Source organism: Streptomyces sp. NPDC087270 (genome assembly GCF_044744625.1).
GTDB lineage: Bacteria > Actinomycetota > Actinomycetes > Streptomycetales > Streptomycetaceae > Actinacidiphila.
Genome location: NZ_JBIUYR010000005.1, coordinates 1 through 11,577, shown reverse-complemented (window position 1 = coordinate 11,577; position 11,577 = coordinate 1). Strand labels below are relative to the sequence as shown.

The 11,577-nt window shown below is 73.1% G+C and carries 11 protein-coding genes; 5 read left to right on the top strand and 6 right to left on the bottom strand.

Annotated features, from left to right (window positions below):
- Positions 1 to 136: 136 nt before the first annotated feature.
- The gene (locus ACIPAE_RS11435; protein ID WP_402444532.1) at positions 137 to 889 is read left to right on the top strand and encodes a hypothetical protein; all 753 of its coding nucleotides are present in this window, start codon (positions 137 to 139) and stop codon (positions 887 to 889) included.
- Between the two features lie 36 nt (positions 890 to 925).
- On the opposite strand, the gene ACIPAE_RS11430 is transcribed toward ACIPAE_RS11435, so the two are convergent.
- The gene (locus ACIPAE_RS11430) at positions 926 to 2,152 is read right to left on the bottom strand and encodes a DUF3500 domain-containing protein (protein ID WP_402444530.1); all 1,227 of its coding nucleotides are present in this window, start codon (positions 2,150 to 2,152) and stop codon (positions 926 to 928) included.
- Positions 2,153 to 2,301: 149 nt separating this feature from the next.
- Between ACIPAE_RS11430 and ACIPAE_RS11425 the strand changes: the two genes are divergently transcribed.
- Entirely contained in the window at positions 2,302 to 2,718 is a 417-nt protein-coding gene (locus tag ACIPAE_RS11425) for a winged helix-turn-helix transcriptional regulator (protein WP_402444527.1), read from the top strand.
- Positions 2,719 to 2,799: 81 nt separating this feature from the next.
- Here the strand turns inward: ACIPAE_RS11425 and ACIPAE_RS11420 are convergent, their stop codons facing one another.
- Positions 2,800 to 4,584 (bottom strand): ABC transporter ATP-binding protein, encoded by a 1,785-nt coding sequence (locus ACIPAE_RS11420; RefSeq protein ID WP_402444525.1) that lies wholly within the window; start codon positions 4,582 to 4,584, stop codon positions 2,800 to 2,802.
- Positions 4,581 to 6,521: an ABC transporter transmembrane domain-containing protein gene (locus tag ACIPAE_RS11415; RefSeq protein ID WP_402444523.1), complete on the bottom strand. Its 1,941-nt coding sequence runs from the start codon at positions 6,519 to 6,521 to the stop codon at positions 4,581 to 4,583. The genes ACIPAE_RS11420 and ACIPAE_RS11415 overlap by 4 nt, the downstream gene beginning before the upstream one ends.
- A 298-nt stretch (positions 6,522 to 6,819) precedes the next feature.
- On the opposite strand from ACIPAE_RS11415, the gene mscL reads away from it, so the two are divergent.
- Positions 6,820 to 7,293, top strand: coding sequence for a large conductance mechanosensitive channel protein MscL (gene mscL / locus ACIPAE_RS11410; protein ID WP_329362564.1), 474 nt, complete (start codon positions 6,820 to 6,822; stop codon positions 7,291 to 7,293).
- Between the two features lie 76 nt (positions 7,294 to 7,369).
- Here the strand turns inward: mscL and ACIPAE_RS11405 are convergent, their stop codons facing one another.
- The gene (locus ACIPAE_RS11405) at positions 7,370 to 8,005 is read right to left on the bottom strand and encodes a MarR family winged helix-turn-helix transcriptional regulator (protein ID WP_402444521.1); all 636 of its coding nucleotides are present in this window, start codon (positions 8,003 to 8,005) and stop codon (positions 7,370 to 7,372) included.
- Positions 8,006 to 8,215: 210 nt separating this feature from the next.
- Here ACIPAE_RS11405 and ACIPAE_RS11400 point away from each other — a divergent pair, with 210 nt between their 5' ends.
- A complete protein-coding gene (locus tag ACIPAE_RS11400; protein ID WP_329373699.1) occupies positions 8,216 to 10,000 on the top strand; it encodes an ABC transporter ATP-binding protein in 1,785 nt (594 codons plus the stop codon).
- A 93-nt stretch (positions 10,001 to 10,093) separates the two neighbouring features.
- The gene (locus tag ACIPAE_RS11395; protein WP_329362560.1) at positions 10,094 to 10,471 is read left to right on the top strand and encodes a hypothetical protein; all 378 of its coding nucleotides are present in this window, start codon (positions 10,094 to 10,096) and stop codon (positions 10,469 to 10,471) included.
- On the opposite strand, the gene ACIPAE_RS11390 is transcribed toward ACIPAE_RS11395, so the two are convergent.
- Positions 10,463 to 11,179, bottom strand: coding sequence for a lactate utilization protein C (locus ACIPAE_RS11390; RefSeq protein ID WP_402444518.1), 717 nt, complete (start codon positions 11,177 to 11,179; stop codon positions 10,463 to 10,465). The genes ACIPAE_RS11395 and ACIPAE_RS11390 overlap by 9 nt on opposite strands.
- On the bottom strand, positions 11,176 to 11,577 hold a 402-nt coding region (locus ACIPAE_RS11385; RefSeq protein WP_366410179.1), incomplete at its 5' end, for a lactate utilisation protein LutB domain-containing protein. The genes ACIPAE_RS11390 and ACIPAE_RS11385, both read right to left, overlap by 4 nt.

Below are 11,577 nucleotides of genomic sequence, written 5' to 3'. Positions count from 1 at the left end.
AGCGCAGCGTGCAAGGGGCCGTTGACGACACGCCAGATACGCGGTCGAGAAAACGTGAGTCGGATCGAATCAAGTTAAGCTCCTGTTCGGGGCATTCAAGGGTGCGTTTACTGCGGTGAGTTGATAAGGGGGAGGTATGAGTCGACCCGTCGAGTACGCCGTGGCCGTGGACGGATTTGTTGCCGCCGCGGCGTTGGGAGCGGGCTCGCGCCGGGTCTACCGGATCGCCCTCACCACATGGGCCTGGGCGCTGGTGGACAAGGTCCCGCCGGTGGGGGAGCCGCGGCGCAACGCCCTGCCGCCGGCCGTGCCGTTGGCCCTGCTGGACGCCCCGCACACCCCGGGGCGGCTGCGGGACGCCTTCGCCGCGCGAGCCGCGGTGGTCGGTGCCCGTACGGCCAACCGCGAGTTGTCGGTGCTGGCCGCCGCGGTCAACTGGTGGCGCGGGCAGGGCTGGTTGGCGGGCGACCCCCTCACCGGCGTGCGGCGCCTGCCGGTGTCGGCCGCGCCGGCGGCCGGAATCCGGCTGGACGCCGCCCAGGTCGGAGCCGTTCTCGACCTGCCGGTCCCGCTGCGGGAGACGACCTTCTGGCACCTGCTGCACGAGACCGGGGCGACGATCGAGCGCGTCCTCGCTCTCGACGTCGACGACCTGGACCTGCCCGGCCGGCGCACCCGCGGGCGCGGCGCCCTGCGCTGGGGCGACGGATCGGCCGGGCTGCTTCCGCTGCTCACTCTCGGGCGCGTGGACGGACCGCTGTTCACGACCGCCCGGGGCCGGTTGTCCTACCGCCGCGCCGCGGAGGTCTTCACGGCCGCCACCCGGCCGTTCGATCCGCAGGGGCGAGGGTGGACGCTTCACCGGCTGGCGGCCGGGGAACGGCGGTAGCCCGGCCGCCAGGGACTGGTCTCCGTTCCGCCCCGGTCAACCGCCGTGGTGGAGCCGGTAGTGATGGGCGAGGAGATCACGTCCGTAGTCGTTGCCGTTGGGGGCTCGCACGATGGTGTGGACGTGGAAGCGGGCGGGCTCGGGGTTGGCGAGGAAGACACCGGGATGGTTGTCGTACTCGACCAGGAGCACGGGTGAGTGAATCCGGTAGTAGAAGGCGCACTCGTCGTCGTGGCCGCCGCGCCAGGCGAACCGCGTCTCGTCGAAGTGCTCACGGACGAGCGCCAGGGTGCGCTCGGCCTGGGGCTGCGGGAGACGGTCGAGATAGACCCGGATCAGCTCCACCAGAGCGTCACGCTGGTCGGCCGGCAGGCTTGCGGCGACGATCCCCTCGGGAGCCAGGATGAGGTTGTCACTGCCCGCGCCGGCGAGATGCCGGCCCTTCCACGGGCCGGCGAGTTCGGGCGGAAGGTCCTCCGCGCGAAGCGAGGGACCCATCAGGAACTCGCCCTCCCGGTCGGGGTCCAGGGCGCGGCGGAAGGAAAGGGCGACCTCGGTCTCGTCGCCGAAAGCCGTGATGCCCGCGAACCGTCCCGTCCCGGACGTCGGCTCGGCGCCGAGGAACACGGGGGCGAGAACCACCTGCCCTCCGACGAAGACGCAGTGCAGGTCCACGTGATGCCCCATCAGCTGCCACCCCCACGGGGAGTCGCCCGAAGGGGTCCCGAAGACGGTGAACCAGTAGGCGAATTCGGTGAGGGTGTCCCGGTAGTCGTCGATGAGCTCGCCCAGGTGCTCGTTGAGTGCCATCGCGGCTCGTACCTGGGCGTAGCCGGCAGGGCTGAGGCTCGCCTCGACGACGGCGAGCGCGCGATCGCGGTCACGGCCGGTGAGCCGCTCCAGGCGCATGCCCTTCGGGTGCCAGGTCGGGATCGCGTTCGTCCACAACCGCCATTCCGGGGCGTCCATCGGCAGCGCGGCGACCACCCTCTGGTGGGGCGCCAGCCCGTCGAGGTAGGCCCGGGCGGCCGTGACGGCGGTCTTCGGGGATGCCGCCGGGTGGTGGAGACGGTAGAGGCCCCGGCGCGGGGTGCCGTTCTCGGTGATGCCGACGTAGGGCTCGCGATGCCGGCGTAAGGGTGCGGTCAGCTCGAAGGCCGCCTCCGGCGGGATCAGGTCGTCGAAGAGGTGGGAGTCGACGATCGGCAGGTCGCTTCGGGTGGCCGGCAGGGGGAAGTCCTCCGGGCGGGCTGGGCGCGACATGTCTCTCCGTACGTTGTCAGGTGGCCAGGGAGGGCCGGGCGCGGATACGGCGCCGACACACGAAGTGCCCTTCTCCGGGACGGGTGACGTCGGGCGACGCGATGCGATTACCGTAAGAAAGCAGCTCTCCCATGGGAAGAAGGCACTTTGTGGTAACCACCCGGGCCGAGTCGATGCTCCGTGACAGCCCCTACCGCGCGGACTGCCCGACTCGCCGCATCCTGGATCGGATCGGCGACCGTTGGACGGTGCTCATCGTGGGCGCCCTCTGGGACGGCAGCGCCCGCTTCTCGGAGTTGCGCCGGCGCATCGAGGGCATCTCGCAGAAGATGCTCACCCAGACCCTCCGCGGGCTCGAACGGGACGGGCTGGTGCGCCGCACCGTCCACCCCGAAGTCCCGGTCCGCGTCGAGTACGCGCTCACCGAGGCGGGCCGCACCCTGCGCGGGCCGCTGCGGGCGCTGGAGGAATGGTCGATCGCGCACCTCGGCGACGTATCAGCCTCGCAGGAAGCCTACGACCGCGGGGACCGACCTCCTCCTGGCTCCACGGGCCGCGACACGTGACGCTGCGACATCCGCGCCGCGCACTGCCGACATTCACCGTCCACCCGCCGCGGAAGGCTCACCCGTCCCGCCGTGGAAGGCTCATCCGTGCCAGGAGCGCCACAGCGCCGCGTACGCGCCCTCCGCCTCGACCAGTTGGTGGTGGCTGCCCAACTCGCTGATCCGGCCGTCCTCGACCACGGCGATCACATCGGCGTCGTGCGCGGTGTGCAGGCGGTGGGCGATGGCCACGACGGTACGGCCGTCCAGCACCCGGGACAGGGACCGTTCGAGGTGGCGGGCGGCGCGCGGGTCGAGCAGGGAGGTCGCCTCGTCGAGCACCAGGGTGTGCGGGTCCGCCAGCACCAGCCGGGCGAGCGCGAGTTGTTGCGCCTGCGCCGGGGTCAGGACGGAGCCGCCGGAGCCGACCTCGGTGTCCAGGCCGTCGTCCAGCGCGTGCGCCCACTCCTGCGCGTCGACGGCGGCCAGCGCCTCCCACAGTTCGCCGTCGCCGGCCGTCGGACGGGCCAGCCGCAGGTTGTCGCGGAGGGTGCCGACGAAGACGTGGTGCTCCTGGTTGACCAGGGCGACGTGCTCCCGCACGCGCTCGGCGGGCATCCGGGCCAGCGCGGCCCCGCCGAGGGTGACCTCGCCGGTCCGCGGCGCGTACAGCCCGGCCAGCAGCCGCCCGAGCGTGGACTTGCCCGCGCCCGACGGCCCGACCAGCGCCAGCCGGGTGCCGGGCGGCACGTTCAGCGACACGTCGTGCAGCACATCGGTGCCCTCGACGTAGCCGAACCGCACCCGGTCCGCGGTCATGGTCCGGCCGTCCGGCGTCAGCGTGCCGTCGCCCTCGTCGACCGCGACCTCGCGCACCCCGACCAGCCGGGCCAGCGACGCCTGCGCCGTCTGCAACTCGTCGTACCAGCGCAGCATCAGGCCGATCGGGTCGACCAGCATCTGCGCGTACATCGCGCCCGTGGTCAGCGCGCCCACGGCCAGCCAGCCGTGCAGCGCGAATCCACCGCCGATCATCAGCACCGAGGTGAGGATCAGCACGTGGGTCATGGTGATCGCCGGGAAGAGCACGCTGCGCAGCCACAGCGTGTAGCGGCTCCAGCCGACCCAGTTCCGCAGCCGGGTCCGGGACAGCTCCTCCCGGCGCTCGCCCAGGCCGTGCGCCTCGATGGTGCGGCCGGCGTCGACGGTCTCGGCGAGCGCGGCGGCGACGGCCGCGTAACTCGCCACCTCCGCGCGGTAGGCGGCCGGTGCCCGCCGGAAGTACCAGCGGCAGCCGACGATCAGCAGCGGCAGCCCCACCAGCACGGCCAGCGCCAGCGGCGGCGCGGTCACCGCGAGGGCTCCGAGCAGCAGCAGCGCCCACACCACGGCGATCGCGAGTTGCGGCACCGCCTCCCGCATCGCCTCCGACAGCCGGTCGATGTCGGTGGTGATCCGCGACAGCAGGTCGCCGGTGCCGGCCCGCTCCAGTACGCCCGGCGGCAGCGAGACCGAGCGCACCAGGAAGTCCTCGCGCAGGTCGGCGAGCATGCGCTCGCCCAGTACCGCCCCGCGCAGCCGGACCATCCGCACGAAGCACGCCTGCACCGCCAGCGCGGCCAGGAACAGGCAGACGGTACAGGTCAGATGGATGTCGCGATGGCCGTCGGCCAGGTCCTGCACCAGGTCGCCCAGCAGGAACGGCCCGATCATCGACGCGACGACCGCGACCGTGTTGACACCGAGCAGCACGGCGAACGCGCCCCGGTGCCGCCGGGCCAGCTCGCGGACGTAACCGCGCACCGTGGCGGGCGAACCGACCGGCAGCGTGATGCTGTTCCGGGTCGGCATCGAGGGGTCGTGCTCCGGCGGTCGTACGCCGATCATGCGGACTCCTCCATCGACATGTCGTCACGGACATCGGGGGTTCCGGCGGTTCTGGCGGTTCCGGCTGTTTCGTCTGTTCCGGTTTCGCCCGCCGCGCGAGCCGCCGCTCCGGTCGCGGTCGCGGCGTCCCCCTGGGCCTCGTCCTCACGGGTGACCACGGCCCGGTACAGCGGGGTGGCGCGCAGCAGTTCGTGGTGGACACCGGCGGCCACCGCGGTGCCGTCGTGGACGAACACCACCTGGTCGGCACGGTCGAGCACCAGCGGGCTCGACGTGAACACCACGGTGGTACGGCCGGCGCGGATCTCCCGCAGACCGTGCGCGATCCGCGCCTCGGTGTGCGCGTCGACCGCCGACGTCGGCTCGTCAAGCACCAGCACCTCGGGGTCGGCCACCAGCGAACGGGCCAGCGCGAGCCGCTGCCGCTGGCCGCCCGACAACGACCGGCCGCGCTCGATGATCCGGGCCCGCATCGCGTCGCCGGAGTCCGCGTCAGCCCCGTCCAGGGACCGCACCAGCGCGTCGAGCACGTCGGCGCACTGCGCGGCGGCCAGCGCCGCCGGGGCGGTGACGCGCCCGGACGCGGGCACGTCGAGCAGGTCGGCCAGGGTGCCGGACAGCAGCACCGGGTCCTTGTCGTGCACGAGTACGGCGGAGCGGGCCACCGCCAGGGGTACGGCGTCCAGCGCCCTGCCGCCGAGCAGCGCCGACGGCTCGCCCTCGACGGCGACCGGGCTGTGCCCGCCCAGCCGGTCGGCGAGCCGGCCCGCGGCGTCCGGGTCCCCGCACACCACGGCCGTGAGCAGCCCGGACGGCGCGCGCAGCCCCGTCGCGGGGTCGTACAGCTCGCCGCTGAGCGCGAGCGGGTCGCCGGCCGCGCCGTCGAGCGCCCCGCCGCCCACTCCGCCGGCCACCTCTGCGGGCGCCCCGTCGACGTCGCTCCGCCGCAGCGCCAGCACCCGCGCGGCGCGCTTCGCCGACGGCCTGGAGAACGACCAGGCCATGGCGATCTCCTCGAAGTTCTGCAGCGGGAACATCAGGAACGACACCGAGCCGTAGACCGTGACCAGTTGGCCGACCGAGATCTGCCCGTCCAGCGCCAGCCGCGCCCCATACCAGGCCACGCCGACCAGCAGCAGTCCCGGCAGCGCGACCTGGACGGCCGCGATGGTGGCCCACATCCGGGCGCTGTGCACGGCGGCCCGGCGCACCTCCTGCGACACGCGGCGGTAGCGGTCGAGGAAGAGCTGCTCGCCGCCGATCCCGCGCAGCACCCGCAGCCCCGCCACCGTATCGGCGGCCAGCTCCGTGGCCCGGCCGCCCTTCTCCCGCTGGAGGTCGGCGCGGCGGGTGGCCGCGGGCAGCAGCGGCAGCACGGACAGCGCCAGCACCGGTACGGCCGCGGCGACCATGACACCGAGCTTCGGTTCGTACACCAGCAGCGCCACGGCCACGCCCACGGTGGCCAGCAGCGCCGAGGTGAAGCGGGCCAGCGCCTCGACGAACCATCCGATCTTCTCGACGTCGCCGGTACTCACCGCCACGACTTCTCCTGCCGCCACCCGCCGGGTCAGGATCGCGCCCAGCTCGACCGCCTTGGCGGCGAGGAGCTGCTGCACCCTGGTGGCGGCGCTGATCCAGTTGGTGACCGCGGTGCGGTGCAGCATGGTGTCGCCAAGCGCGGTGAGCAGGCCGAGCACGAGCAGCACGACACCGGCCAGTACCAGCCGGGTGCCCGAGCGGTCCACGACGGCCTGCACGGCCACCCCGACCACCGCGGGGAAACACGCCAGCGAGGCCATGTGGAGGGTGCCCCACGCGGCCGCGGCCACCTGACCGCGCCACTGGCCCAACTCCAGCCAGATCAGGAGCCGTCGGCCGGAACGGGTGTCGGGCCGACCCGGGTCGGCGAAGGGGATGCTGCTGAGGGACGGCATGATGTCCTGAGGTGGATGCGGGCGTGCGGGCAGGAGTCGGAGCCCGGACGGAACTGCGGCCCGGGCGGCGGCGGACGAGGTACGGCGCTCCGGGTCTTCCGGGCGATCCCCCGCAATCGGGCCGGAAACAACCGTGAGCCGTGCAAGACTCGCCGCGCCCCCGCCGTCGGGTCAAACGGTTTTCGAACTCGGCCGCCACTCGTGCGAGTGACCTGAACCACACCGACTTTGCAGGTCCGCGGCCGGAAACGGCACACTGTGTGGCTCCACACCATGGTCACCAGAGGAGACCCCCCACATGAAGGGCTTTCGGGCATTTCTGCTGCGCGGCAACGTCGTCGACCTCGCGGTCGGCATCGTCGTCGGTGCGGCCTTCACCGCGCTGGTGAACGGTTTCGTCGGGGCGTTCCTGACACCGATCGTCGGCCTGGTGAGCGGTGCCACCGGAGATTTCAGCCACCGGAACTTCCACGCCTCGGGCGTCACCTTCCCGTACGGCGTGTTCATCAACGCGGCGATCAGCTTCGTGATCGTGGCTGCGGTGATCTACTTCCTGGTCGTGCTGCCGATGAACCGCATGCAGGAGAAGTTCTTCCCGAAGGCCGCGAGCGCCCCGACCCGCGAGTGCCCGGAGTGCCTGAGCGCGATCCCCGCCGCGGCCAAGCGGTGCAGCGCCTGCACCGCGGTGCTCACGCCGACGGTGCCGGCCCAGGGCGGTGAGAAGGACGGCGCCGGTGTGAGCGACGCCGCCGGGGTCGACATCACGAAGTAGCGGCACAGGCAGCCACGCGCTGCCGACGAAACGGCGCGCCGCGTCTCCACCGCGGCGCGCCGTTCGCCGTCCCTCCCTACTGGCGACCGTGCCCGCGCTCGTGCCCGTGCCCGTGTCCGTGCCCGTGTCCTGACGGCTCGCCCTCGCCGAGCACGTCCAGCAGCGCCGACAGCGCGGCGCGCTGCTCGCCGTCCAGCGGCGCCAGCAGTTCGGCCGCGGCGGCCCGGCGCGCCCCGCGCAGCGCGGACAGCGCCCGCGCGCCGTCCTCCCGCAGCTCGATCCTGATCACCCGCCGGTTGTGCGGATCGGGGACCCTGCGGACCAGTTCCAGCTCCTCCAGCGCGTCCACCAGCGTGGTGACCGCGCGCGGCACCACGTCGAGGCGCTGTGCGAGGTCGGCCATCCGCGGCGGCGCCTCGCAGTGCGCGAGGGTGCGCAGCAGCCGGGACTGGGCGGGTGTGATGCCCAGCGGCTCCATCAGCCGGCGCTGCGAGCGGTGCAGCCGCCGGCTCAGCGTCAGCAACTGGTCGGCGAGCCGGCCGGTGACCTCGTCGGCGCCGGACGCGAGCGCCCGGGCGGCGGCTTCGTCGCGTGCCTGGCCGGCGGCCGCGGCGACCTGGCCGGAATCCGGAGCTGCTGCCTCGCTGTCCGCCGGACGCGAAGCCTGTCCGGCCGCGCTCTCCTCGGCGGTCGCGGTGGTGCGGGGGTCCATGTCCTCAGGCTATCAGGACACACCCCATTGTGAGTATAGGTAACAATGACCTATACTCCCTATGTCCGCGTATCCCGAACGCGGACCCTGGCCCGTATCCGTACCCGAACCCGGAGGAGCCTTTTGCGCCCCGAGAACGACCTCGTCAGCCGGTGGACGCCACCGAAGAGCGCACCCGGCACCCGCGCGGACGTCGACGTCCGCCGCATCATGCGCCTGTTCCGCCCGTACCGCGCCCGGCTGGTCTTCGTCGGCCTGCTGGTCGCCCTGTCCTCGCTGGTGTCGGTCGCCTCGCCGTTCCTGCTGCGCGCGATCCTCGACACCGCCATCCCGCAGGGCCGCACCGGCCTGCTCGCCGTGCTGGCCCTGGGCATGATCGCCACCGCCGTCGCCAACGGCGTGTTCGGCGTGATGCAGACCCTGATCTCCACCACCGTCGGCCAGCGCGTCATGCACGACCTGCGCACGTCCGTCTACGAGCGGCTCCAGCGGATGTCGCTCGCCTTCTTCACCCGCACCCGCACCGGCGAGGTGCAGTCCAGGATCGCCAACGACATCGGCGGCATGCAGGCCACCGTCACGTCCACGGCCACCTCCCTGGTCTCGAACCTCACCTCGGTGGTCGCCGCGGTGGTGGCCATGGTCGCCCTGGACTGGGAGCTGACGATCGTCTCGCTCCTCCTGCTGCCGGTGTTCGTCTGGATCGCCCGCAAGGTCGGCCGCGAGCGCAAGAAGATCGCCACCAAGCGGCAGAAGCAGATGGCCACGCTGTCCGCGATCGTCACCGAGTCGCTGTCGGTGAGCGGCATCCTGCTCGGCCGCACCATGGGCCGGGCCGACTCCCTGACCCGCGACTTCTCGACCGAGTCCGAGAGCCTGGTCGACCTCGAAGTCCGCTCGAACATGCAGGGCCGCTGGCGGATGGCCGTGATCGGCATCGTGATGTCCGCGATGCCCGCGCTGCTGTACTGGGCGGCCGGCCTCACCGGCGGCGGCGGTCCCGGCTCGGCGATCTCCATCGGCACCCTGGTCGCGTTCGTCACCCTCCAGCAGGGCCTGTTCCGGCCGACCGTGCAGCTGCTCGCCACCGGCGTGGAGGTGCAGACCTCGCTCGCGCTCTTCCAGCGCATCTTCGAGTACCTCGACCTGCCGGTGGACATCACCGAGCGCCCCGACCCGGTGCGCATCGACCGGGTCCGCGGCGACATCCGCTTCGAGGACGTGGACTTCGCCTACGAGGCGGAGGGCGGCAAGCACGCCGCGCCGACCCTGCGCGGCATCGACCTCACCCTGCCCGCGGGCGGCAGCCTGGCCGTGGTCGGCGCGACCGGCTCCGGCAAGAGCACCCTCAGCTACCTCGTGCCGCGCCTGTACGACGTGACCGGCGGCCGGGTCACCCTCGACGGCACCGACGTGCGCGACCTCAGCTTCGACACGCTCGCGGCCGCCGTCGGCGTCGTCTCCCAGGAGACCTACCTCTTCCACGCCTCCGTCGCCGACAACCTGCGCTTCGCCAAGCCCGAGGCCACCGACGCCGAGATCGAGGCCGCCGCCAGGGCCGCGCAGATCCACGACCACATCGCGGGCCTGCCCGACGGCTACGACACCCTCGTCGGCGAGCGCGGCTACCGCTTCTCCGGCGGCGAGAAGCAGCGCCTGGCCATCGCCCGTACGATCCTGCGCGACCCGCCGGTGCTGATCCTGGACGAGGCCACCAGCGCGCTCGACACCCGCACCGAGGCCGCCGTCCAGGACGCGATCGACGCCCTCTCGGCGGGCCGCACCACCATCACCATCGCCCACCGGCTGTCCACGATCCGCGACGCGGACCAGATCGCCGTCCTCGACGCCGGACGCATCGTCGAACGCGGCACCCACGACGAACTCCTCGCCCTCGACGGGCGGTACGCGGCCCTCAGCCGGCGCGGCGAGCAGCACGCCGACGAGGCCGCCGGAGCCCCGGCCGCGCTCGAACCGGCGGTCATCGCGCCCTGAGAATCCGGTGCGCGGGCTTGCCGACACGACGTTACCCGTGGGTAAGGTGGGCTTCCGGCGGGAATCGCCCGCCCGTTCGAGGAGGCCGTCCACGTGCTCATACGCCCCGCACCGCTGCTCGCCGGACTGCTCGCGACCGCCGGCGCCCTGCACTTCCTGCGGCCCGAGCCCTTCGACTCCATCGTGCCCACCGCCCTGCCGGGCCGCCCCCGCGACTGGACCCGGGCCAGCGGCGTCGCCGAGGTCGCGCTCGCGGCCGCTGTCGCGCTGCCGGCCACCCGCAGGACCGGCGGCCTGCTCGCGGCCGGCCTCTTCGCCGCGGTCTTCCCGGCCAACGTCAAGATGGCCTACGACTGGCGGCACCGCCCCGCCCCGCTCAGGGCCGCCGCCTACGCCCGGCTGCCGCTCCAAGTGCCGCTGGTCATCTGGGCCGTGAAGGTCAGCCGCTCGGCGGCGTCCGGCTCACACTGAGCCCGGCACTGAGCCGGGCGCCGAGTCCGGCGCGGACCCGGACACCGGCGGCTCGGCCCCCGACACCAGCACGACGTCCAGGGTGCGCGGGCCGTGTACGCCTTCCACGCGGTCGAGTTCGATGTCGCTGGTGGCCGAGGGGCCGGAGATCCAGGTCAGCGGGCGGACCGGGTCGAGCCTGGGCAGCGCCTGCGGCACCGAGTCCACCACCTGTTCCGGTACCCGTACGACGCACACGTGGTGGTCCGGCACCAGCGTGATCCGGCGCCGGCCCTGGTCCGGGCTCGCGTCCAGGACGATGGTGCCGGTCTCGGCGATGGCGAGCGCGCAGCAGGTGACGACGCTGTCGATGCGGTCGAGTTCGTGCGTGCCGAGGTCGTCACCGCCGACGGTGATCTCGATGTCCGCCGCGTCCCGCAGCCATCCGTCGGGCAGCGCGGGTGGCACCACGACGCTGCGGCTGCCGTGTGCGGTGAGCAGTTCCGCGATCGTACGGGGCAGGTCGGCGGCGGTGCAGCGGTGGACGTGGGCGCGGTAGTCCGACAGGTGCTCGGCGAGCAGGTCGGTGCTCTGCTCCGGGGTGCGCTCGGCGTGGACGACGGCGTAGTCCCGGAGGATCGGCCGCTCGTCGGGGGTGCCGGGCACGTCGGTCAGCGCGGCGCGGATACGGCGCAGGATCTCGGTACGGCTGCTGTTGTCGTCGGTCACTTCTGCTCGCCCTTTCCGCGCTTCGCGTCCTTCTCCCGCTGCTGCCACCAGGCGCGGAACCCCTGCGCGGGCACCTCGGGGAGGTCCCGGCTGCCGCTCCACGCCTGTGCTGGGCCGGGCAGCGGCAGCCGCCTCGGGTGCAGGCGGCGGGTGGCGCCGGCCATCCGCTGGGTCGTGCCCCACACCGCCGGACGGTCCAGCGTCCACCGGGCGGCGCGCATCGCGGCTCGCTCGGCGGCGTGGCCCTTGGCGGGTTTGATGGTGGTGCGGGTGCCGCGCACGGTGACGGGGCCGCCCTGGACCACGCGTTCGCGGAGGTGGACGAGGATTTCGGGGATGTCGATGGCGACGGGGCAGACGTCGTAGCAGGCGCCGCAGAGGGTGGAGGCGTAGGGGAG

What these genes read in the sequence shown, in the direction of transcription:
- ACIPAE_RS11400 (WP_329373699.1), top strand. Translation starts at nt 8,216, where the DNA reads ATGCGCCTGTTCCGCCCGTACCGCGCCCGGCTGGTCTTCGTCGGCCTG.
- ACIPAE_RS11415 (WP_402444523.1), bottom strand. Translation starts at nt 6,521, where the DNA reads ATGCCGTCCCTCAGCAGCATCCCCTTCGCCGACCCGGGTCGGCCCGAC.
- ACIPAE_RS11405 (WP_402444521.1), bottom strand. Translation starts at nt 8,005, where the DNA reads ATGGACCCCCGCACCACCGCGACCGCCGAGGAGAGCGCGGCCGGACAG.
- mscL (WP_329362564.1), top strand. Translation starts at nt 6,820, where the DNA reads ATGAAGGGCTTTCGGGCATTTCTGCTGCGCGGCAACGTCGTCGACCTC.
- ACIPAE_RS11430 (WP_402444530.1), bottom strand. Translation starts at nt 2,152, where the DNA reads ATGTCGCGCCCAGCCCGCCCGGAGGACTTCCCCCTGCCGGCCACCCGA.
- ACIPAE_RS11435 (WP_402444532.1), top strand. Translation starts at nt 137, where the DNA reads ATGAGTCGACCCGTCGAGTACGCCGTGGCCGTGGACGGATTTGTTGCC.
- ACIPAE_RS11420 (WP_402444525.1), bottom strand. Translation starts at nt 4,584, where the DNA reads ATGATCGGCGTACGACCGCCGGAGCACGACCCCTCGATGCCGACCCGG.